Genomic DNA, 22,977 nt, shown 5'->3' on the forward strand with positions numbered 1-22,977 from the left:
GTCGAGCCGACAACAACATGCTACGCGTGTCTGTCTGAACGTCGAGCTCAAAGCAGGTTTTCAGCCAACAGATCGAAGACCACACGTATGCGGCGGCTGGTGTGCAATTCACGGTGCGTGACAAGCCATACAGGGATTGGCATAGGGTCGAGTTCGGGCAAAACCGGCACCAGATCCGGCATCTGAATGGCGGTTTCGGATTCGAAAACGCCGATGCCAAGCCCTTCGCGCACCATGGCTAAATAGGCGGTACCGTTGGCGCAGGAGTATTTGAAGTTCTTTTCTGTCAGGGGTAACCCGCGCGCTTTCAACGCCGAAAGCATGGGTTCTGCACCGCCGAAACCGATGATGTCCGCCTGGGCCATGTCGGCCGCAGCTACGGGCTGCCCATGTGACTGCAAGTATTCACGCGAAGCATAGAATTGCGCGGACAACTCGCCGATCTTCCTGCACACGAGGTCAGGTTGATCAGGTCGCACATGCCGGATCGAAATATCTGCTTCGCGGTGTAACAGGTCGTGCACCTCGTTGGATGTGACGATGTTGATGGTGACGCCGGGCGCTTGTGCTTTCAGCAGCCGTAGAACACGCGGCAGGTGATAGGTTGCCATGACATCGGTGGTCGTGATGATGACTTGCCCCTCTATGTCCTGAGACTGACCAGTTGCGGCCAACGCAGCAAGATTTGCCGCCGCTCCCATCGCCTTGAAATGTTTGAGCACTTCGAGGCCCGCCTGGGTCAGTTCCAGCCTGCGGCCAATGCGTTCAAACAACATGACGCCCAGATCTGTTTCCAGTCCAGACACCTGCCTGCTCAGGGTGGGTTGACGCTGTCCAAGCTTGCGGGCGGCCCCCGACAGCGAGCCCTCCTCGGCAGTGGCAAGGAAGGCCCTCGCCTGGTTCCAATCGAACGATTTGGGGCCCTGCTTCATCGTTACGCGTATATACGAAAGACGAATTTAGGCAATATTCATCGAATTACTCATATGTCATTGCGCCTGCAACGAAGCATTTCACGCTTTCTGAAAGGAGACGATCACAAATGTGGAACCAAGAATTCAACAGATACACGCTGCTTTCATCGCTTTGGGTGTTCGTGATGATCAACTTCTTCGCTCGCGGCCTGCACGAGTTGGGTCGGCCGGGGATGATCGAGCAGATCATGTCGGGCGAGGTCAATGGCGTCGTCGTCACCGAAGGGCTGATGCTGTTTGCCGGCGTGACGTTCGAAATCCCGATCCTGATGGTGGTTCTATCCCTCGTCGTTCGTCGTGGACTGAATCGTTGTCTGACCTTCTTCGCGGTGCCCGCAACCATCGTCATGATCGTGATGGAGAACCTCAATCCGGATCTCGACAACATCTTCTTCATGACCATGCAGATCGGGGCCCTTCTCGTGGCCTTCCGGGTTGCCTGGAAATGGAACGAAGCCGCCTGATTATTCGGTCTTCAGCCGTCAACCGCCACCGTTTCCCATTGGAATTTGAAAGCAGGTCAGCATGTCTACCCGAAAACCCAGCAACAGGTTCTGGAACCGGATCGCGAATTTCTACGCCAGGCAACCCATCGCGGACCCGGCGTCTTACAAACGAAAGCTGGAAATCACCGCCCGGTTCCTACGCCCGGACGTGCGCCTTCTGGAATTCGGATGCGGCACTGGCGGGACGGCTCTGCATCACGCCGCCTATGTGAAAGAGATCCACGCCATCGACTTTGCCTCGCGCATGATCGAGATTGCCAAGCAAAACCAGCAGGCCGCCGGGGTCGCGAACGTCAGCTTCATGGTTGGTGATCTGCACGACTTTGCCCCCGGACAGATGCGTTATGACGGCGTGCTTGCCATGAGCCTTCTGCATCTGGTCGGCGACAGAGATGCGGCGCTGGCACGGGTTCGAGATCAGCTCCACCCCGGCGGCCTGTTTGTCAGCAGCACAAAGTGCATTGGCGACGACGGGCGGCTGTCCGGTTGAGACACCCGCATCGGCGTGGCGCTGGGCCTCTTCCCTATGGTGCGTGTCTGTCTGACGTCAGCACCAATGGGACAGTTTAGGCTGATTTGATAAGAGAGGGTTTCTGGCTCATCGTAACCACCAAGGAGTGAAGATGAGACAGAAACCCGGAACCAAGCAGAGCCACGGCGCAGTGATGTATGATCAAGCGACGGATAGTTTCCCCTTCACAACCATCGTCGTGCGCCAAAAGAGGCGGGATCCGGTGCGCGCAGGTGGGCGAATGCCACCAGTCAGAGCCGGATGTGGAAAGATCGACGAAGATGCTCGATCAAACCTGCGCCCAGTTGAACTCAGCGACGCCCCGCGTTGCCACCGGTCCCACATCTCTGGTTTCTGTTTGTCCGTATAAAAGATCCTCGTACGGTACTTCATGTCTCAACACTCCAGCTTTCAGAAAAGACTAAAGTGTTGCGACCACTCGTTGAATCCGCACCCGCAGAGCTGACGTTGAGGTTTTGTCACGACCGGAAAGCCTGACCAGAGCTGTTAGATGACCGCTCGGAGTCCATCGCTGCCGTTTAAACAATATGCAGCGCAGGACAGTTCCGAGGTTTTTTGCTTGAGCCAGGTCAACGCCTACAGTGAAACTCAACGTGTCTGGATGATCTGACTGGAGCTTCTCCAAAATGATTTGGTTCTTCTCCTTCGGGCTCATTGCCGACATCCACGCTCCCGTGTAGTCACCGCGACCGCAGCGCAATGATCACCCCGGCCAGCACGACCAGCCCGATCCCGAACAGTTGCAGCGCGCCCAAGGTCTGACCGAACAGAAGGAAGGCAAATCCCGGCCCGAACACCATGATCGAATACTCGAACACCGTGACATAGCTCGCCTCGCCGATCTGATAGGCCCGGATCAGGCAAAACACCCCAACAAACGAGCCCAGCACCTGGGCCGCCATGTAGGGCCAGATCTCTCCGTCGGGCGGCCACACCCAGCCGCGAGTCAGGAACCCCTCAGCCCCGGCCGCGGCCTCGGTCCCGGCAAACCCCAGCCCGGCCATCGCCAGCAGCCCGATCATACCCTGCATCACGAAGGTCATGGCCAGCATCACCAGCGTGCTCTCCTCTGCGCACCACAACCGCGTCACGATATTGCCCAGCGCATATAGCACCGCACCGCAGACCGGCAGCAGCATCGCCTGCGAAAACCCGGCCCCGCCAGGTTGCAGCACCATCAGCACCCCAGCGAAGCCGATCCCGACCGCCAGTACGCGCCACATTCCGATGCTCTGCCTGAGAAAGGCGACCGTGATCAGCAGGACGAAAATCGGCGCAGTGAACAGCCCCGCCAGCGCCTCGCCCAGGGTGACGAAGGCCAGCGCCCCGAAATAGAACACCATGCCACCCGCCAGCAGAAAGCCCCGCGCCGCCACTTTCGGCCAGCTTTTCGCCCTGAGCTCCCCGACACCGATCCACGCCCCGAACACCAGCAACGGCAGCGAACAGACCATCCGCAGAAACAGAAACTGCCAGACACTGATATGTCGCGCCAACTGGCTGACGAAATTGTCGACGAACCCGATCACCACCATGCCCGCCAGCATGTAGAGTGCCGCCGCCATCGGTCGCGTTCCCGGCTGCCGCATAATGTGTCCGTCCCTTCCGCTTGCGTCTTCCAAAGCCTTTCGACAATTCATAGTCTGTCCCGAAACCGACATCGCCGCAGAATCAAGGGGGAAATCCAATGGGCTGGCTCAAAGACGAAACCGGACTGGAAAAGAATTCCGCAAACTACACCCCGCTGACGCCGCTGACCCACCTGAACCGCGCCAAGGATCTCTTTCCCCACGAACTCGCCGTGGTCTATGGCAGCCAGCACCGCAAGACCTACGCCGAATACCACGACCGCGTCACCCGCCTCGCTTCGGAACTGGCGAATATGGGCGTGAAGCCCGGCGACGTGGTCGCTACCATCATTCCTAACCTGCCCGCCCATGCCGAGGCGCATTTCGGCGTGCCCGCTTGCGGCGCCATCCTGAACGCTATCAACACCCGCCTCGATGTCGGTACGGTGGCTTATATCCTCGGCCACGGCGAGGCCAAGGTCGTGCTGGTCGATACCGGCCACCTGGCGCTGGCCAAGGATGCCGTCGCCCAGATGGACGGCCCGGCGCCGACGATCATCGAGGTCGCCGACCCCTCCGCCGGCCTGGACGCCACCGGCGAATTCCGGGAATACGAGGATCTGCTGGCGTCAGGCGACCCCGACTTCCAATGGATCATGCCGCAGGACGAATGGGAAAGTATCGCGCTCAACTATACCTCGGGCACCACCGGGCGGCCCAAGGGCGTGGTCTATCACCACCGTGGCGCGCTCTTGAACACCTATGGCCAGACCGTCAGCTGGCGCATGACGCTGCGGCCGCGTTACCTGACCATCGTGCCGCTGTTTCACTGCAACGGCTGGTGCCACACCTGGATGATGCCGCTTCTGGGCGGTACCGTGGTCTGCTGCCGCGACATCACGGCAAGGAACATCTACGACGCCATCGCCGACGAAGGCGTGACCCATTTCGGCGGCGCCCCGATCGTGCTGAATTCGATCGTCAACGCCCGCGACGAGGACCGCCGCGCCTTCGACCATATCGTCGAGGTCTTCACCGCCGGCGCGCCGCCCCCTGCCGCCACCCTGCGCGCGATCGAACCGTTGGGCTTCAACGTCACCCAAGTCTACGGTCTCACCGAAACCTACGGTCCCGCCACTGAATGCATGTGGAAGCCGGAATGGGACGGGCTCGAGGACGAGCAACGCTACGAGATCAAGGCCCGCACCGGTGTGCTGATGCCAATGATCGACGAGAACACCGTGATGGACCCCGAAAGCATGAAACAGGTGCCGATGGACAGCCAGACCCAGGGTGAGATCATGTATCGCGGCAACGGCGTGATGAAAGGCTATTTCAAGAACCCCGAAGCCACGACCGAGGCCTTCCGCGGTGGCTATTTCCACACCGGCGATCTCGCGGTGCAACACCCCGACACTTATATGAAAATCCTCGACCGCTCGAAAGACATCATCATCTCGGGCGGAGAAAACGTCAGTTCCGTCGAGGTCGAAGGCGTGCTGATGATGCACCCCGCCGTGTCACTCTGTGCCGTGGTGGCCAAGCCCGACGAGAAATGGGGCGAAGTGCCCTGCGCCTTTATCGAGCTCAAGGACGGCGCCGAGGCTACTGCGGAAGAAATCATCGCTTTCACCCGCTCGAAACTGGCCGGGTTCAAGACTCCGAAACAGGTGATCTTCCACGAACTGCCCAAAACCTCGACCGGCAAGATCCAGAAATTCGAGCTGCGCAAGGAGGTTTCGGGTTCAGGATAAGACGGGCGCACCGAAACTCCCGGGTTTTCAGGCGAAAGTTGAACGCCTCTTCATTTGCGAGGTCTCACTGGCTGCTCTGCGGGTGCGGATTCAATGGATCGCCGCAACACACTGGTCAAACCTTTCTGCAGGGGTTTGGTGTTGCATGGTCTTTCTCGGTGGTTCGTTGAGTTGTCTCGCGACTGCGCTGAGCTTGGCCTGACTGAAGGTCGTCATATCCAGACCTCTGGGAAAGCACTGGCGCAGAAGCCGGTTCGTGTTCTCGTGACTGCGGCGTTGCCACGGCGACTGCGGATCGCAGAAGTAGACGTCGATCTTGGTCGCCATAGTGAACGTCACATGGTCGGTCATCTCTGAGCCACGATCCCAAGTCAGTGATCGGTACAGCTCTTTGGGCAGCTTGCTGGCCTGTCTGATCAGTGCCGTGATGACGCTTTGCGTGTCCTTGTTCGCACCCTTGGCCAGCATCACGAAGCGGGACTGCCGTTCGACCAGCGTGGCGATGTAGCTGTTGTTTGCCCCGACGATCAGGTCATTCGATCTGATCGCAGCGCGCGGCTGCTCTGAGCCCGTTGCGAACATGCTCCAATCTCCAATTTTGCAGATGCAGCAATCTTGTCGACAAAGCCAAAGCAAGAGAATTTCCCGGTCGCAGCAAGTCAAACAGCCTTTGGTAGCTCGGCAGTATGCGGATTGCACGCATGTTTGCACTTCAAGACAAAAATGCGGAACCGGTACTTCGTTCGAGAAGATCCTGCACCAAGGGGTTCGGGAACCGGCGCCGAAGCGTGATGGCGAAAAAGGTTTCCTTGATCAGAGGGTGCTCTTTGGCTTCCTTGAGCCGACCGGAGTTCAATTCGTCCTTCACGACGATCGGTGCTACAAGCGCAAGCCCGATATCCTCTCGTGCCAAAAGACGCATCATGGCCATGTCGTCCACCTCAGCGGCGATTTGCGGGCGCACGGATAAACGGCTGGCCATGGCGTCGAAAGCTGTGCGCACGCTGCTGTCGGTCGTGGGCAGAATAAAGGGCTGGTCGAGGAGAAGTTCCCTGATCGGACGGTCCGGATCGAGCCGCTCAGGGGTTCCAACGATGCTGACGTCCTGCTCCCCAATCTGGTGCGTTTCGTATGGTGTCAGACTGTCGTCTGGTGGCGGTCGGTTCATAAGCACCAGGTCGAGATTGAGGGTTCCCAATCCCTCAAGCAATTCAGTCGGACTACCCGAGCGCAGGATCACCTCAACATCCATGCGTGACAGAATCGGTCTGAGAAACCCGATCTGAAAGTTGCGCGACAGGGTTGCGAGCGCGCCCACGCGCAACGCCTTGCGGCTTTGAACGGTACCCGTCAGGGTGGCGACAAGTTCCTGGCCGGTCGAGAAAATCGCATCCGCGTGGTCCAACGCAATACGTCCGGCCTCGGTCAGATGAAGCTGCCGCCCACGCCGTTCGAAAAGAGCATGGCCAAGACGTTCTTCCAATTGCTTGATCTGAACCGACAAGGCCGACTGTGACAGGTTCAACCGCTGTGCCGTGCGCGTCAGGTTCCCGTCATGCGCAACGGCCCAAAAATATCGGAGGTGATGATAGTTCAATGGCATTTCGTTCTATTTATTAGAACGATAACTCAAGAACAATGAATTTTTATTGCAAGAGGTTCTATCCTAACAGGTTTCCAAAGGTCTTTGGCCGCGAAAACTGAAGGATCCCGATCATGGCTTATCTCTTTTTGCCCCTTGTCAGTCCACTCGTCCTGCTGGTGGCGGCACTTCATGCGGCGCGACATCCAGGGAAACGTCCCGGACTGGTGCCGAAATTGACCGAGGCGGCCGCATTCGCTGCCTTCGCGATCGCGGCGGTGGCTGCAACGCTACTTGTGGTTAAAGGCCCCGGCACATCGGCAATGATCGGGCTGTACGGCGTTGGCCTGTCCGTGCGGCTCGACGCAGTGAGCGCGGTGATGCTGGTTCTGGTCAGCTTCATCGGCTGGATCGTGCTGCGCTATTCGAAGACCTACATGGATGGAGAGACCCGGCAGGGCGCATTCACAAGCTGGATGTCCGCGACGCTGGCCGCGGTCTTGCTCATCGTGATGTCTGGTAATCTCTTTCAGCTTTTCGCGGCCTGGACGCTCACCAGCGTGTCACTGAACCGGCTGCTCCTTTTCTACCCTGAACGCGCAACGGCGCGCCGCGCCGCCCGCAAGAAAGCCATTGTCGCGCGGCTGAGCGAAGGCGCTCTGGCCGGTGCTGTCATCCTGTTGATCGCCACGACTGGGACCAGCGACATCGAAACCATCCTTGCGACGATCGAAGCCAACTGGCTGACAATGGTGGCGGCCCTGCTGATCGCCGTCTCGGCGGTGTTGGCATCGGCGCAATTCCCGGTACATGGCTGGTTGACCGAAGTGATGGAGGCCCCAACACCGGTATCCGCCCTTCTGCATGCGGGTGTTATCAATGCGGGCGGGTTCCTCTTGATCCGGTTCGCGGACGTGATGCTTCTGGCTCCGGGGGTCATGGCGCTCCTCGTCATGCTCGGCGGTTTCACTGCGCTGTTCGGTGGTCTGGTGATGCTGACCCAGCCGGCGGTCAAGACGTCGCTGGCATGGTCGACCGTCGCGCAGATGGCCTTCATGGTCATGCAATGCGGCCTGGCGCTGTTCCCGCTGGCCCTGCTGCATATCGTGGCGCACTCGCTGTACAAGGCGCACGCTTTCCTCAGTTCCGGTGAGGCCGTGCGCAATGTCGCGGCGATCCGCCGCCCCGGACCGATTGCAGCGCCGAGTGCTCGCAACGTCTTGCAGGCCTTTGCCATTGCCATCGTGATCTACGGTCTCGTCGGCACCATTCTGGGGTTTGATGGGAAATCGATCCAAGCCATAGCTTTGGGCGTGATCCTGATCTTTGGCGTTGCCTACCTGCTGGCGCAGGGCTTTGCCGATGCAGCGCCGCGCGCGTTGATGCGACGCACTGTAATCTATGCCTTGGTGACTTCGGTGAGCTATTTTGCCCTTCAGGTCGTCGCGCAGTCTCTCACCGCCGGTAGCCTGCCCCCGACCCCGAGCCCGGGTCCCCTGGAGTGGGCTCTCATCATCCTTGCGCTTTTGAGCTTTGGTTTTGTCGCTGTGGCTCAGGCGACATTCCCACTGTGGGCATCGCACCCGGCTGCAGCCGGACTCCGCGTTCACCTGACCAACGGTCTCTATGCCAATGCAATCTTCGACAAGCTTCTGGACGGATGGTCCAAGCGTTCGGTAGCCTGAAAGGAACAAACCTCATGTTTGCAAAACTCGAGTCCTACCCCGCCGCCCTGTTGGAACTTGTCGCCGAGGCCAACAATGCCGCCAAGGCGATCCCGCCGCTTTTTCCACTTTCTGCGAATGTTGCGGTGAACCCGTTCCTGGGCCAGACAGGTGAAACCCTGGCGGTCACCGCTGCGCGTCTGGCGCGGGTAGGAGGCGCCCGGATTACACCTTCGCGCGCGCACTGGGCCAGCAAACTGGACGCAGGTGAAATCGCCGAAATGGATCTGCTGGATGCATTGACTGCGGTCGAAGGGCGTTTCAATGTGCTGAGCCTGCAGGACATCAAAGCCGCTCTGGAGAATGACGCACCCGAGCCCAAAGCCCTTCCCACCGTGGCTGAGTTGGCGGCGGACGTTTCGGGCGTTGACTGGCCGGGGCTGATCGAAGACCGCATTGGAGCATGGGCAGCCAGTCATTTTGACCAGGGACAAGCTCTCTGGCAGCAGGCCAACACCGGCGGGCCCTTCAGCGCCTGGCGGGATTTCGCCTCGCGCGATCTGACGCCCGAGATCCAAGGCCTGAAGGGCTTTTGTGCCTTTGTCGCTGAAACCAACCGGTCGCATTGGCGCGCCATAGGCCGCGCTTCGGAAAGGCTCGGAGTGACCACCGGTGCCGCGACGACCGCGTTCCACCGTTGGCTGATGACGCTGGGTGGATGGGCCCAATACGGGCGCTATCTTTTGTGGCAGGCAGAACTTGATGGCGAACAGGAAAGCACCGTGACCGAGCTTCTGGCTGTCCGCATGGTGTTCGACGAAGCGCTGTTCGAACTCTATGAAGACCAGATCGCGGCGCGTTGGGCAGAGGCTATCGCGGCCCACCAGACCCCTGTCACCCCGTCAAGGGACCTTGTCATCGACACGGTGCTCCAGGACGCGGCAGAAAGGGCACAACAGCGTGTTCTGGCCGACAAACTGCTTCAGGGCAAACCGCGCAGGGCCCCAGGCCGTCCGGATGTGCAGGCGGCCTTCTGTATCGACGTTCGTTCCGAAGTCTTCCGTCGCGCACTGGAAGCGCAGGACGAAAACATCGAGACTATCGGTTTTGCCGGGTTCTTCGGGCTGGCCAGCGCGCACAAGGCCGCCGGCTCGGATGTGACCGAACAACGCGGCCCGGTGCTCCTGCAACCCGGCGTGACATCACAGGCGGCCGAACCCAGGAAGGCCGACCTCGACCGCCGCTACACCGCACGGGCCAAGCGGGCCTGGGGCCGGTTCAAGCTGGCAGCTGTCTCGTCTTTCGCCTTTGTGGAGGCCACAGGACCGCTCTACGCAGGGAAACTGGTTCGGGATTCGCTGGGTCTTGGCGGCAAGGCCACGGCAGAACCTGCGCCTGGGATAGACCCGGCGATCGACCTGGAAACGCGTGTTGGACTTGCGAAGTCAGTGCTGACGGCCATGTCGCTTACGGACAATTTTGCACGGATCGTATTGCTAACCGGTCACGGCGCCGACGTAACCAACAATCCGCACGAAAGCGCGTTGCACTGTGGCGCCTGTGGCGGTTACGCGGGGGACGTGAACGCCCGGCTTCTGGCGGGCCTGTTGAATGATCGTGACGTGCAGCTTGGGTTGCGTGAAGACGGGATCGAGATCCCTTCGGATACGGTGTTCCTGCCCGCGATGCACCATACAACGACCGACAAGGTGACCCTCTTCGACCGGGATTTGCCGCATGGCGTAGCAACGGGCGGGCTCACACAGCTGAAAAAGTGGCTGGCCGCAGCCGGGAGCCTCGCCCGTGCAGAGCGTACGCAACGTCTGCCGCGCGCGGCTGGAGCAGCGACCGTGCCACACCGGGCACGGGACTGGGCCGAAACACGCCCCGAATGGGGGCTGGCTGGATGCCGTGTCTTTATCGCCGCGCCGCGCCACCGCACGGACGGTGCGGACCTGTCCGGGCAGGTATTCCTGCACAACTACGACTGGCGTCGCGATGACGGGTTCGGCGTTCTTGAATTGATCATGACCGCCCCCGTGGTCGTCGCCAGCTGGATCAGCCTGCAGTATTACGGCTCGACCGTGGTGCCGACCCTGTTCGGCGGCGGCAACAAGCTGCTGCATAATGTGGTGGGTGGCATCGGCGTTCTAGAGGGCAACAACGGCGCCCCGCGCCCGGGTTTGCCGTGGCAATCAGTCCACGACGGCAGCGGGTTCCAACACGATCCGCTGCGCTTGTCCGTGATCGTCGAAGCCCCGCGCGAGGCAATGTCCGAGATTCTCACGCGCCATCCCGGTGTGTGCGAGCTTTTCGATAACGGTTGGCTTCACCTGATCGCCATGGATGACGAAGGCAAGCTGGCCTGGCGTTATCACGGAAATCTGAAATGGACACGATTCAAAGATCAATCCGATGTCACGCGCGCAATAGCAGCGGAATAGTCCATCTTTCCGCCCGCGTGGATATGACTTTGGGGGCAACTCCATTCTGCTTCAAACAGAAATGGCGTCGCCCCGTTTTGCTCCCCATCGGTAATTCAAGTGACCCGCGACGCTACCGACACAGAGATGCGCCAGCGCAACAGGCTTCTCTGCACGTGTATAAGTCAGCTCTGCGGGTGCGGATTCAACGGGTGGTCGCAACACTTTAGTCTTTTTTTGAAAGCTGGAGTGTTGAGACATGAAGTACCGTACGAGGACCTTTAATACGGACAAACAGAAACCAGATATGTGGGATCGGTGGCAACGCGGGGCGTCGCTGAGTTCAACTGGGCGCAGGTTTGATCGAGCATCTTCGTCGATCTTTCCACATCCGGCTCTGACTGGTGGCATTCATCCACCTGCGCGCCCCAGATCCCGCCTGGCACTGAGTTTGGAGGCGCGCGAAGAAATCTCCCGGGGGTTGGCAACCGGAGGTTCAATGGGTTCAATTGCTTTCGATCTCCAACGTGCCCCAGCGACCTTCAGCCGGGAAGGTCGCAGGAACGGTGGGCGCGAGGCCTATCGTGCAGCGCAGTCCGACCAACGCGCCGGGGACTGCGCAAGACGGCCCGAAGCCTGTAAGCTCTCTTTCAACGAACCCTTGTGCGCGTTCATCGCGCGAAAGCTGCGGCGGAAGTGGTCGCCGCAGCAGATTGCGGGAAGGCTGATGCCCAGGCACCCCGACGAAGAGCAAGAGCGGGTGAGCCACGAAACGATCTGTCGCAGTCTTTATGTGCAGGCCCGCGGGGTTCTGAAGAAAGAACTGCAGCAATGCCTGTGCAGCCCCCGAGCGATCCGGCGCTCACGACATGCGACCCAGAAGGGGTTGAAATTGCGCAGGATCAAGGACGCCATTCCAATCAGCGAGCGCCCGCCAGAGATCGAAGATCGCGCCGTGCCAGGCCATTGGGCAGGTGACCTGATCGTCGGGGCAAACAGCAGCTACATCGCCACGCTGGTCGAACGGCAGTCCCGCTTCGTGATGCTGGCCAAGGGTGCGAACAAGGACACGCAAAGCGTCATCACGGCACTGGTCAAACAGGCCAGCAAGTTGCCCAAAGGGCTTTACCGATCACTGACTTGGGATCGTGGCTCAGAGATGACCGACCATGTGACGATCACCATGGCGACCAAGATCGACGTCTACTTTTGCGATCCGCCGTCGCCGTGGCAACGCCGCAGTCACGAGAACACGAACCGGCTTCTGCGCCAGTGCTTTCCAAGAGGTCTGGATATGACGACCTTCAGCCAGGCCAGGCTCAGCGCAGTCGCGAGACAACTCAACGAACCACCGAGAAAGACCATGCAACACCAAACCCCTGCAGAGAGGTTTGACCAGTGTGTTGCGGCGATCCATTGAATCCACAGGGACGAAACCGTCGTTCGTCCCAGTCGCTGCCAGCGACCGCTCAACGGGACGGAGTAGAGGCGCGAGCGCGAGCGCGCCGGAACCCCGGCGGGCGCGATACTCGCGTCACCGCCGCCGGACGAGATCGCTCAACTCACCGCGGAAAAGGGTTACGTTCGCAACTTCCACAGCGACCGCCGGATCACTGCCTGCCGGGATTACCGTTTCGCCAATGTAGCGGCCATTACCCAGGTCCTTCAAACCCTTAAGTGGCTTTCCGTCCAGGAGGATGCGGATAGCATCCGAGTAGTCCGGTCCCATGAAGTTGCCGTAGCGATCGACCGGGGTCACCGCCAAAGTTACGTTCAATCGGCGGCCGAATCCGCGGACCTCCGCGAACAGGTCGGAGGCGCGTGCATCGGCCGGACCTACGCGCAGGGCGCGACTCAGCGTCTCGACACGTGTGAATTTACCAATGCTTTCCGCCGCGCCCTCGAACAGGAACTCGATCTTGTAGGCGCCCGCGACCTTGGTTTCCGGGTATTCCGCGGCAAAGGAACCGTTGCCCAGATCCCTGAGATCGACAAAATCGACCACAGGTCGGATTTCCTCGAGGAATTCGCGATCGAGGAGCAGACGTTCAAGCTTGACCTGACCGAGTGTCGCACCAGGCTCGTGCTTGATGTCGAGCTGTTGCGGCATTTCGAACTTGGACAGAAGCGTCCCGATACTCACGGGCGGGCGATGGACGCGTGCCGTCACTTTCGCGTCGCCTTTTATCGGGCGGCCGCCTTGTGACAAGCGGGCCTGCAAAAGCAGAGGCAAGCCGACGGTTCCAGTCTTGGTCTCGATCGACGCATTAATGTCGAGCTCGGGTTCCTCGGAAATTGCGGCGGCCTCATAACGCGAGCCTTCTTCGCCGCGGATACTGAGTGTCCAGACCCCCTCGATCTGGATACCCGCTCCGTCAAGGCGCGGCTTGTCGAAAATGTAGATCGTGTAGAAGTCGCCCTTGATCACCTCCGCGTCGGCTGTCAGTTCCTTGTTGTCCTTGATCACCTCGGCCTGGAGTTGCCGCCCGCGCTGCCAACTGAGCTTGAGCACGACCTGGCGTGATGAGGCGTTGACCACGAAATCCTCGGTTTGCGAGCGCTCGCGCAATCTACCGGTGGCGTAACGGATTAGCTGCGGGCTGCCGTTGCGCAAGACGTTGACCAGTTCCTCGACGAAAAAGCGGCGCAGGTCGTCGTCCGGTGCGGTGGTCAGCTTGGAAACACCGTCAGTTTCGCTCGCGATGTCGCTGAGCATCTCGACAAACGGTGGCGTGGCGCCGATGCCGATCGTGTTGACGGTGATCCCGAGTCCCGAGTCGAGCCGCGTGGGCGGGACCGTGGGTGGGACGTTGCTGTCGATCCGCCCCGGTTCATCGGCGATTTCAAGATGGAACGCGCCGGGGGGCGGGCTGTCGTCGACGTTGACCACCATCGGATTGCGGTTCTGCATGCCGTCGGTGAACAACACGATGCCACGCGGGCGCGCTGGATCAGTCAGCCGGTTGATCGCGTTTTGCACGCCGCCGCCCATAGCCGTGAAACCTCGGTCGGACTGGGCGTTCACGTCGGCGATGATCGCCGCGGAATGCGTCAAAACGTCAAGCAGAACGTCGCCGCCGACGGAGAACTCGCTGATGTTGGAGTCGAAATACGCGACGCCGAGATTGTCGCCGGGCACGGCGACGGCGGTCCAGAGCTGCGTGAAGATCTCGACCGCCTCCTGCAGAACCTGCAGTTTGGTGTCGCATCCCGCCGGGCAGGCGGGCTGGCCCATCGATCCAGACATATCGAGCACGAGCATCGCGTCGACAGGATCACGGTCCACCAGAATACCGCCTGCCAGTGTGGCGATGGCGAAGGGCTGCGGGCCCTGAGGCGCGTTTGGTGCGTCGACGGTGATCGTGTAGGTCCCGAGCTCGACATCCGCGACGGCCTGGCGGACACGTTCGACGTTGTTGTTCATGTCGACCGCCGCGCCGCCATTGGGAAAGAGCGTCGTGCCGCTTGGCGTCGTCACGGTGAGATTGAGCTGATTGACGATGCCCGCACCTGGATAATCATGGTAGACCATCGTGATCGAAAGCGGCACCGAATTGTCGGTCACGTCGAGCTCGTAACTGAGGGAATCCCCGGTGTTCAGCCCGGCAAGTTCGTCCACATGGTCAAAGACCTGCGGCGCGGTCGGCAGAACCGATCCGGCCACATCCGCGTGGCCCCAGCCGGTCGCGTTGTTCGGGCCCGCGGCGTATTCCTGCGTCGCGCCGACCCCGTATTGCCCCGGCGCATTATCCGCCGCGCCGTTGAGCAGCGTCGCGCGCAGCAGTGCGGCGGACACGTAAGGAATGCCCAACTCTTCGGTGAAATACTCGCGGACCAGAGCCGCCGAGCCGGCAGCCAGCGGGGCGGACATGCTGGTGCCGTTCGACATCAGATAGGCCGTGTCGATGGCATCGCCGCGCGTCGACAGGCCGAAATCAGAGGTCAACGCTGTCAGGAACGCGCCTTCGACGACCTGTACGTCATCAAGCCAGACACCGTCGCCGACATCGCCATCATTGTCAGTCAAGAGGCGGAACCGGACCACGAAATTCGCGGAATTGGAGAACGGGCCTAAACCGACCTTCAGAAGCTCCCAATCGGTCTGAAGGCCGGTATACTCGATCGTGCTGCTCCAGGTCGCGCCGCCATCTGCGGAGACCTGAAAACTGAAGACGTCGCCATCGCCCAGATCGAGGCGCATCCAGAAGCGCAGCGCTTCGGGGATGAGAGTCCCGCCGCTCAGATCGATCGTCGGTGAGGTGAGCGTGATGTTCTGCCCCTGGGCATGATCGCCTGCGGGGCTGTCGGTCCAAGAGGTTGTGCCGGAATGGGCCGATGCCGCCGATTGCGTCCAAGTGCCGGTGGCCGTCCAGCCACCAACGCCACCTTCCATGTCGTCCTCGAAGACGAAGGTGTTCGGCGGTGCGCTGGATCGGATCGACGTGACCAGCGTGCCGGGGGCCACGATGTCGGGCTTGATGCGGCCGTCATCCGTTGGACCTCGGCTCGAAAAGGCGGCCAGCCCGGTGGTGTCGTCGGCCTCCTGATCGAAATTGATCACGTCGCCGTAAGAGTCCGAATAGGTCTCGAGGATCGTCGGGCGGTTGTTTTCGCTGGCGCCGACGGTCAGCGCATTCTTGGCCACGGCCGGATGGCCGATGGAATCCGCATCAACGATGCTATCGCCGTTTGTGTCCCGCCCGCGATTGCCGGCGGAAAACAAGATGAGCAAGTCCGGATTGTCCCAGACGAACTGGTCGAGCTGCTCTTCACGCGTGGTGTAGGCGCCGGGATTGGAACTGCCGCTCCAGCTGTTGGTGTGGATCCGCGCACCGGCGTCGTAGGCTTCCTGAAAGAAATCTTCCAGGTCGCCGGGGATCCCGTAAAGGCCATATCCGTCACAGTTCGTACCAGGGAAATCGCCCCATTGCTCGGTTGCCTGAAAGACCAGCTGCGCTTCGGGCGCGACCCCGGCATAAAGCCCGCCGGACACCGTGCCATCACCGAGCGCAGACCCCGCGACATGCGTGCCATGGCCGCTGTTGAGTCCGGCCGCACCGTCATCCGCGCCGACATTCACCGGAACACCGCAGCTGAAAAAGAGATTGCGCACCGGTTGGCTCAGAATGCTGACGATCCGGCCTTCGACATCGTCGTGCATCGTGGCATTGTCGACCCCGGTATCGAGGCCGGAATCCCCGACCGCGATGATCTGGTTCGTCCCGCGCAGGTTTTCAGGCGCGCTCCACGCCCCCGGAACGCCGATGACCGGTCGAGCGAGATCGTTGTCGAGCGTGAACTCCATCGCATCCTCGATCCACAGGATGCCGTCGATCTGTGCGAGGCTCGGCAGGTTCTCTGGCGCCACGGCGACCTGGAGCGAGGATGGCTTGTCGTCGCCCCGCGCACTGAAGAGCACGGTCCCGCCGAATTCCTGCACCGCTTCGGCGATCTGGCCCAGATCCTCGCCCTGGAAGACCTGAACCGATAGCCCGAGTCGCGCGGTCTCCTCGTCCGGCTGGACGCGGAAGGCCGGGTGCACAGGATCGATTTCGACCTCAGGTTCCGGCAATAGGCGGTCTTCGGCGGCGCGGAGGGCGAGATCCGTGGAGATGCGGAAGGCCGGCTGATAGATATTGACGAATGCCACTACCTCGAGCGCGGCCACCTCCTCGACCCGGTCGGGGGGAATGCGCGAAATGAAGGTCGATGGCCGGGTGAACGTCAGAAGCTCCGCCCCCGCCGCTTCGACGCGGCGCTTGGCGTCTTCGGTGATCGGGTCCGTGAACTGCACGAAGTAATAGTTCGACTCCGCCGGAGCCCGATCGAATGCCCGGAAGTCTGACGCCAAGGCATCGGAAGAGCCGTCGGGGTTGATTGTGTAGCCACGCCACTGGATGGCCTCCTGCGCGAGCAACGGAGACGCAAAAAGCAGGGTCAGTGCGGCAATCGAGATGATGCGGAGCGGTGAAAGTGACGTCATGTTACAATCCTCGTGTCTAAGAACAGGCACTTGCCTGGAATGCGCAAAGCGCAAAGGAGTCGAGTTTCGACTTTTTCAAACCGTTCACTGCGTACCGCGCGCGTAGCCGACCGATCGGCCGTACTCGCAGCCTGATTGCCCCCAACCTGGGCGGGCCAGCGGCAAAATCCATTCATTGAAGTCAATTTCAGCATAGTCGCGATGACCTTCATCGACAACAACCAGGACGTGTGTTGGCGGGTTTCTGCCGGCTCGTTGCTCCAAAAGTGTACATCTCAAGCACACGCAACGAGACAGCTAGTTCAGAGTCCGGCCTTCTTCTTTTCAGGGGCCACAAGCAGTGCGGTGCGTTTTCAGGTGCGTGCCATCGATCATCAGCGCGGTCGTCTCGCCGCCCTAATCCGCAAGTTCGAGCAGCATCCGGGCGAAAATGCCCTTGTCGCTCCAGCGCCGGATTGAACGCGGCCCGTTGCGATTGCTGCATCCAGCACAGACCATGGGGGCCACACACGTCACACAGTGAACCGTTCAGATCGCGCATCTGTAACGGATAGCGGGGAATTGCGGAAATTGCTTCGAGGGCAGGTGACGGTTTCTGACTTGATGGGCGGTTTTACGCGACCCAGGGCTTTGGGATTCGGGGTTTTTCTGCTATAGTTTTCGAATATTTGGGCTCCGGCCCCGAAACGATTTTGAAAGGTGTTTGTCGTGCCCGAGGTATCGCAAAAAATCGCCCGGAAATCCGGCGCGCGCGCAGGTACGGCACGGCCTTTCTTCTCCACCACCAAATCGGTTCAGCGCGCCTGCGCAGGCTGTTCCGAAGGCAGCTTTTTCACCGCACCCAAGATCCAGCGCGAAACGCAGGACGGCGGCGGCCAGGACCTGGAAATCCAGTCGGAAGAGCCGGTATCGGTCCAGCCCCAGCTCGAAATCGGCGCCGTCAATGACCCACTTGAGACCGAAGCCGACAGGGCGGCCGATCAGGTGGTACGCCGGATGCCGGTCGCCACGGCTGGGCAATCCGACGAAGGTACGATCCAACCCAAGCGCGACGACGAAGACCTTGTCCGGCCCAAGGCCGCGGCGGACGGGTCCGGTCCGGCCAATCCCGAGCTTGCCGCTGGCATCACCCGGGCGCAGGGTTCGGGTGCGCAGTTGGCGCCCGACGTGCGCGGCGCGATGGAGGACAGTTTCGGCCTCGATCTGTCGCCGGTGCGCGTCCATACCGGCCCGTCATCGGCGCGGATGAACGACAGCATCGGCGCGCGCGCATTCACCTATGGCACCGACATCCATTTCAACAGCGGCGAATTCAATCCTTCCAGCCGCGAAGGCACCCGGCTCCTGGCGCATGAAATGGCACATGTTGTGCAGCAGACCCGCGGCCTGAAACGCAAACCCAAGGCCCAGCACGGAACCGTCCGACGCGCCGCCAAAGGCAAGATCATCCGCCGTGCCACCCGGGTGTTGGGTCCGGTCGGCGGCTTTCCCTCGGGCACGTTGATCCACGGCGCCACGCTACCGAAATTCCTGAAGAAAAACGTCGCCGCGCCAATGGCCGTGCTCAATCCCGACTTGACCATCGAACCCAAGGTCCCCGGCGGCAACAAGCGGGGCGGCGGAACCGACCTGGCCTCTTACGGCTACCCAGATTTCTACGTCGGCAAGTCGCTGGTCGGCGTCAAGCTCACCGATAGCGGCGACTTCGAGGACATCAACCAGACTAAGAAGACCAAGGCCCGCGGCCCGACCGCGCCGGAGAACTCCGGTGACGCGATGGGGGCGATGGGCGACGCACCGCAGAAGGTCGGCCTCGGCGATCTCAAGCCGGGTTTTTCCGGCGAGATGTTCCTCGGCAGCGACCAGATCAGCAACTACGTCAAGGGCATCAAGGGCACCGCTGCCGCGGTCAACGCCTATCAGAATACCCATGGTCATTCGCCGCGCTGGTCCTTCGTGCCGGTCAAGAACAACCCGTCCGCCGATACCAAGATCAAGATCCCCGACAAACTCAAACGGCCCGACTCGACCAGCGGCGTCAGCCGCGGCCCGCTTGCGGTCTGGGATTTCTCGACCGGACGCGCCAAATATCCGCGCCCGACCGGGATGAGCGGCAGCCTGGTCATCTATCACAGCGAAGTCGACGGCATCTACGCCTATGAATGGATGCCCGATCAGACGTCGCTATCGGGAACTCATGTCGATCCGGTCGTCGAAGAGGTGCTGAACCGGCTCAGGACGGATGTGATGCCACGGATCACCGGGCGTCAGAAGAAAAAGACCGCCTCGCCCAAGCGCAAGCCGGGCGCCCGCGCCGTCCCGGCCGTTCGCCGCGGCCCGGCCGCCACGGTCCGGCGCGCTCCGGCGCGGCCCTTCGTCCGGCGCAACATCAAAGATCCCGCCAAGTTCGACAGATCCGGCTGGACACGGGACTATGGCAGTTGGAAGAAACGCGCCGGCGAAGCGCTCGGCCCCAAAGGCAAGGAAAAAGACGCGCTTTACGACGCGCTGCACGGCATGCGCCGCCGCGGCGGTTATCCCGGTACCATCCCGAAACATGTGCGCGAAACCGGCAAGGCCTACAAGTCGATCCGCCACTGGCATTCGCATGGCTCGAAATACGCCTGGTTCCGCGAGAAGTTCGGCAAGGTCTTCGTCCGCATCCAGGGGTTCGTCGAGAAGGTGAAGAGAAAATTCGCCGGCTTGCGCAAAAGCGGCGGCGCGGCATTCGGAAGCTGGGCCAAGGCGGCGGCCAAGGCGATCATGAAGGTGGTCAAGCTGTACGCCAGCTGGGCGCTCGACCAGATCGCCGACAAGCTCGTAGGCTCGTTGCAGAAGGGCATTTCCGACATCGCCGCGCATATCGTCGATGCGGTCCTGCCCGACGATGCGAAAAGCGCGGTCGAGGTCATCCGGGATAAGCGCAAACAGATCAACGGACTGATCTCGGGGGCGCAGAAAACGCTCGAGGACTCGATTTTTGGCGACGCGATGAAATTCGTTCAGAATTTCGCCGCGTTCGAGAAGGTCGTCGACGGAATCTCTACAATCATCGGCGTGGTCGAATGGGGCATCCGCATCGCCGCCTGCGCGGCGCCGCCGCTGATCGGCTGCCTTTGGAACCTGGCGATGTCGGCCCTGCAATGGGCGTTCTCGAAGATCATGGATACTTGCTGGTTCCAGAAGAAGGTGTTCGGCTGGTTCAAGCAGATGCGCAACCACGATCTCGTCAAACCGTTCTACGATTTCCCCACCAATGCGGCGACAACCGTGGTCGAAAAGGCCAATGCGCTCATCCCGCTGCCCGAAGGATTCCCGCCGGTCTTCGCCAAGGTCGAGGGGATTCAGGGCCAGGAGGTTGACTGTGCCGGCGGTGGCGGCGGCGAGGGTGGCGGCATACCCCTTACTCCCGAGCAGAAGGCGCTGATGGATCTGTCGACCAGGCTCGAAAGCCAGGAAAAGGGCAAGTTCGAAGCGCTGGTCAAAATGCTGGCCGCCCGCGCGCCGGATCATGCGACCGAGCTCGACGCGAACCGCATCGCCAAGCTCGCCGATCTGGCGAAAGATCTGACCATCGCGCGGATGGAAAAGATCGCCAAGGGAGACATGTCGGATGTCTCGGTCCCGGTCGAGGAATTCCTCAAGAGCCTCTCCACCCCCACCGAGGGCGACAAGAAGCGCCGCAAGACGCGCAAGATCGACTATGAGAAGGCGCAGAAGAACAACAAGCTGTTCAAGGATTCGATCGGCTGGAAACCCAAGACCTTCGCCCGCGACGGCATCGACCCCGGCTCGAAAGAGTTTGCCGACACCGTCTACGACGTCCAGGAAGCGCTCGGCATCAAGGCCGACGGCATGGCCGGACCGAACACCACCAAGGCGCATTACGACCGCCAGGGGCTGAAGAAGGACGGCGCCTATCGCAACGCGGTGGCCGAAATCGAAGCGGCGCGGATCGCCAGGGAGAACGTCAAGGCGATCGAAAAGGCCAAGGCCGAACCGTTCCCGGCAAATACCCAGTTGGTGAAGGACCTGAAAGGGCTCGGCTGGCCGACAGGCACCGACACCCGCGAATGGTATCCCACGGTCGACGGCCGCAAACTCATTGCCATCATCACCAGCGACGGCAAGCGGATCGGCGGCTACTACAAGACCGCTAATATCAGAGTTAAGGAAAAGAAGCGGGACGTGATCGTCGAGATTTCAGACTTCTACGCGCTCGACGCCATCGCGGAAGCCGACGTGTTCTCGGTCGGAAAGTCCTCGCTCGCCGAAGAGAAGCTGATCATCATCGAAAGCTACCGGTTCGACAAGGCCGTCCCCGCCAATTCGTTCGTCAAGGTCGCCAACCTGTGGTTCATGGCCGCCGTCAACTAAAGCCCCGCCGGTTTTGACGGAAACACGACCGTTTGGCGTAAGGAGCTGAAATTGCCGGTTCCGAGTATGCCGGCCCGGCGTGTCTCCCGCCTGCCCCCTCCCCTCCGGGCCAGAAGAAAATCTGGGATCCGTCAGAGGCTGCGGCCGTCCTTGGCCAGTTCGCGGCGCACACCTTCCTCCAGATCGGCGCCGCGCAGAACCGCCTCCTCGTCGCGCATCGCGGCGCGCAACGCGGCGTGGCGCACCGCGTTGATGATGCTGCCGCCACTCAGTTCCGCCCGCTCGGCTAGCACCGCCAGCCGATATCCCGGCTCCAGCGGAACCGACGCCGGCAACGCCTTGCGCCAAAGCGCGAGCCGCTCGTCGGCCCGCGGCATCGGGAAACTGATCACGTGCTCGAACCGCCGGGCGAAGGCCTGATCGACATTTCCGTCCAGGTTCGACGCCAAAATCGCCAACCCGTCGAAAATCTCGATCCTTTGCAGCAGGAACGATATTTCCTGGTTGGCATAGCGATCGCGGGCTTCCTTGACCGAACTGCGTTTGCCGAACAGCGAATCCGCCTCGTCGAAGAAAAGCAACCAGCCTTTGCGCTCGGCCTTGTCGAAGATCGCCGCCAGGTTCTTCTCAGTCTCGCCGATATACTTCGACACCACCATCGCCAAATCGATGCGCAGCACCGGCTGCTCGCAGGCTTGGCCAATCAGCGCGGCTGTCAGGGTCTTGCCGGTGCCCGGAGGGCCGATGAACAGCGCCCGGCAACCGGGTCGAAGCTGCGCGCGTAGGCCCCATTCGTCAAGCAGCCGTCGCGAGTACCGCGTCCAGGCCATCAATTCCTCGACCTGCCGCAAAGTGGTCGTGGGCAGAACCAGATCGCGCCAACTCAACGCGGTTTCCAGCGGCCGGGCGGGAAACTGCGACGACAATTGCGGCACCAGGTGGTGCCCGGCCAACAGCAATTCGGCAGTGTCAGGCGCCAGCATCAGTCGCCCGCTCATCGGCGGCTCGCCGGCTTCGGGTGGGTCCAGCCGCAGCAGGCCTTCGCGCATCAGCCGCCCTTCGCCCAGAAGATAGCCCTGCCAGGTCAGCCGCGCCCCGATTTCGGGTCCGGCCAGCAGGCACAACGCTGTGTCGCCAGTGGGCATCATGCCGCGATGCTGGCGCCCCCGGGTGCCGCCAAGCGCCTCCAACTCGAATCCCCCCGCACCGGCGCCGGCCACGGCGCGATCGAAAAGATCAGGCCGCAGCAATGGCACTGCGGCGATGACAAAAAGCGTGGTTTCGACCGGCGAAAGGCCGTACTCGCGCACCAGTTTCGGGAAATGCGCCTCGTCAGAACGACCTGGTAGCGGGGGCGGCGCCGGAATTTCGCCCGTGGCATCGGAGTTTGTAAGGGTCACGACCCGCGCCGCAGTCAGCGCCGCGACATAGGCGAGCCAGCGTTCGAGTGCGACTTCGTTGCGGTGGGCCGCCTCTTCCTTGGGCTCACCGTCCCGGGAGGGGTAGGCTTGCCAGCCTGGTTCGGACCGCGCTGTCGCAGCCATGTCGCCCCCTTCATTTCCGGCAGTGTCGCCTGTCGACTGAACGATATATTCCGGCTGGTCCATACGCGGT

Annotated in this window: 13 protein-coding genes and 2 pseudogenes; 8 read left to right on the top strand and 7 right to left on the bottom strand. The window is 61.3% G+C overall.

What is annotated here, in order from left to right:
• Positions 1-47: 47 nt before the first annotated feature.
• Positions 48-932, bottom strand: a complete 885-nt coding sequence (locus NO357_RS02255; RefSeq protein WP_306733987.1) for a LysR family transcriptional regulator — start codon at positions 930-932, stop codon at positions 48-50.
• Between the two features lie 110 nt (positions 933-1,042).
• On the opposite strand from NO357_RS02255, the gene NO357_RS02260 reads away from it, so the two are divergent.
• Together NO357_RS02260 and NO357_RS02265 are read left to right on the top strand one after the other, a co-directional pair.
• Entirely contained in the window at positions 1,043-1,438 is a 396-nt protein-coding gene (locus NO357_RS02260) for a DUF6326 family protein (RefSeq protein ID WP_306733988.1), read from the top strand.
• Between the two features lie 61 nt (positions 1,439-1,499).
• On the top strand, positions 1,500-1,970 hold the full coding sequence (locus tag NO357_RS02265; protein WP_306733989.1) for a class I SAM-dependent methyltransferase: 471 nt from the start codon (positions 1,500-1,502) through the stop codon (positions 1,968-1,970).
• 231 nt (positions 1,971-2,201) lie between these two features.
• On the opposite strand, the pseudogene NO357_RS21470 reads toward NO357_RS02265, so the two are convergent.
• Both NO357_RS21470 and NO357_RS02270 read right to left on the bottom strand, forming a co-directional pair.
• A pseudogene (locus NO357_RS21470) lies at positions 2,202-2,384 on the bottom strand (IS30 family transposase); the annotation flags it as partial.
• A 308-nt stretch (positions 2,385-2,692) separates the two neighbouring features.
• Positions 2,693-3,601 carry a DMT family transporter gene (locus NO357_RS02270; protein ID WP_306733990.1) on the bottom strand — a complete coding sequence of 303 codons (909 nt, stop codon included), beginning with the start codon at positions 3,599-3,601 and terminating at the stop codon, positions 2,693-2,695.
• Between the two features lie 98 nt (positions 3,602-3,699).
• Between NO357_RS02270 and NO357_RS02275 the strand changes: the two genes are divergently transcribed.
• A complete protein-coding gene (locus tag NO357_RS02275) occupies positions 3,700-5,334 on the top strand; it encodes an AMP-binding protein (RefSeq protein WP_306733991.1) in 1,635 nt (544 codons plus the stop codon).
• Between the two features lie 90 nt (positions 5,335-5,424).
• Here the strand turns inward: NO357_RS02275 and NO357_RS02280 are convergent.
• Together NO357_RS02280 and NO357_RS02285 are read right to left on the bottom strand one after the other, a co-directional pair.
• Positions 5,425-5,868: pseudogene (locus NO357_RS02280) on the bottom strand (IS30 family transposase); the annotation flags it as partial.
• A 178-nt stretch (positions 5,869-6,046) separates the two neighbouring features.
• Positions 6,047-6,937, bottom strand: a complete 891-nt coding sequence (locus NO357_RS02285; protein ID WP_306733992.1) for a LysR family transcriptional regulator — start codon at positions 6,935-6,937, stop codon at positions 6,047-6,049.
• 113 nt (positions 6,938-7,050) lie between these two features.
• Here NO357_RS02285 and NO357_RS02290 point away from each other — a divergent pair, with 113 nt between their 5' ends.
• From NO357_RS02290 to NO357_RS02300, 3 genes are all read left to right on the top strand, one after another.
• The gene (locus tag NO357_RS02290) at positions 7,051-8,601 is read left to right on the top strand and encodes a proton-conducting transporter transmembrane domain-containing protein (RefSeq protein WP_306733993.1); all 1,551 of its coding nucleotides are present in this window, start codon (positions 7,051-7,053) and stop codon (positions 8,599-8,601) included.
• 14 nt (positions 8,602-8,615) lie between these two features.
• Entirely contained in the window at positions 8,616-11,024 is a 2,409-nt protein-coding gene (locus NO357_RS02295) for a YbcC family protein (protein WP_306734755.1), read from the top strand.
• Between the two features lie 238 nt (positions 11,025-11,262).
• A complete protein-coding gene (locus NO357_RS02300; protein ID WP_306733994.1) occupies positions 11,263-12,423 on the top strand; it encodes an IS30 family transposase in 1,161 nt (386 codons plus the stop codon).
• Positions 12,424-12,537: 114 nt separating this feature from the next.
• Here NO357_RS02300 and NO357_RS02305 read toward each other — a convergent pair whose 3' ends face one another.
• Positions 12,538-16,986, bottom strand: coding sequence for a S8 family serine peptidase (locus tag NO357_RS02305; RefSeq protein ID WP_306733995.1), 4,449 nt, complete (start codon positions 16,984-16,986; stop codon positions 12,538-12,540).
• A 201-nt stretch (positions 16,987-17,187) separates the two neighbouring features.
• Between NO357_RS02305 and NO357_RS02310 the strand changes: the two genes are divergently transcribed.
• Together NO357_RS02310 and NO357_RS02315 are read left to right on the top strand one after the other, a co-directional pair.
• A complete protein-coding gene (locus tag NO357_RS02310) occupies positions 17,188-17,445 on the top strand; it encodes a hypothetical protein (protein WP_306733996.1) in 258 nt (85 codons plus the stop codon).
• 249 nt (positions 17,446-17,694) lie between these two features.
• Positions 17,695-21,363: an eCIS core domain-containing protein gene (locus NO357_RS02315; protein ID WP_306733997.1), complete on the top strand. Its 3,669-nt coding sequence runs from the start codon at positions 17,695-17,697 to the stop codon at positions 21,361-21,363.
• Between the two features lie 131 nt (positions 21,364-21,494).
• Here NO357_RS02315 and NO357_RS02320 read toward each other — a convergent pair whose 3' ends face one another.
• On the bottom strand, positions 21,495-22,907 hold the full coding sequence (locus NO357_RS02320; protein ID WP_306733998.1) for an ATP-binding protein: 1,413 nt from the start codon (positions 22,905-22,907) through the stop codon (positions 21,495-21,497).
• Positions 22,908-22,977: the final 70 nt, after the last annotated feature.

This window comes from Marimonas arenosa (genome assembly GCF_030848945.1).
Lineage (GTDB): Bacteria > Pseudomonadota > Alphaproteobacteria > Rhodobacterales > Rhodobacteraceae > Marimonas > Marimonas arenosa.

Coding starts and splice junctions, on each gene's coding strand:
- NO357_RS02270 (WP_306733990.1), bottom strand. CDS start 3,601: ATGCGGCAGCCGGGAACGCGACCGATGGCGGCGGCACTCTACATGCTG.
- NO357_RS02275 (WP_306733991.1), top strand. CDS start 3,700: ATGGGCTGGCTCAAAGACGAAACCGGACTGGAAAAGAATTCCGCAAAC.
- NO357_RS02320 (WP_306733998.1), bottom strand. CDS start 22,907: ATGGCTGCGACAGCGCGGTCCGAACCAGGCTGGCAAGCCTACCCCTCC.
- NO357_RS02260 (WP_306733988.1), top strand. CDS start 1,043: ATGTGGAACCAAGAATTCAACAGATACACGCTGCTTTCATCGCTTTGG.
- NO357_RS02290 (WP_306733993.1), top strand. CDS start 7,051: ATGGCTTATCTCTTTTTGCCCCTTGTCAGTCCACTCGTCCTGCTGGTG.
- NO357_RS02295 (WP_306734755.1), top strand. CDS start 8,616: ATGTTTGCAAAACTCGAGTCCTACCCCGCCGCCCTGTTGGAACTTGTC.
- NO357_RS02265 (WP_306733989.1), top strand. CDS start 1,500: ATGTCTACCCGAAAACCCAGCAACAGGTTCTGGAACCGGATCGCGAAT.
- NO357_RS02305 (WP_306733995.1), bottom strand. CDS start 16,986: ATGACGTCACTTTCACCGCTCCGCATCATCTCGATTGCCGCACTGACC.
- NO357_RS02300 (WP_306733994.1), top strand. CDS start 11,263: ATGAAGTACCGTACGAGGACCTTTAATACGGACAAACAGAAACCAGAT.
- NO357_RS02285 (WP_306733992.1), bottom strand. CDS start 6,937: ATGCCATTGAACTATCATCACCTCCGATATTTTTGGGCCGTTGCGCAT.
- NO357_RS02310 (WP_306733996.1), top strand. CDS start 17,188: ATGACCTTCATCGACAACAACCAGGACGTGTGTTGGCGGGTTTCTGCC.
- NO357_RS02255 (WP_306733987.1), bottom strand. CDS start 932: ATGAAGCAGGGCCCCAAATCGTTCGATTGGAACCAGGCGAGGGCCTTC.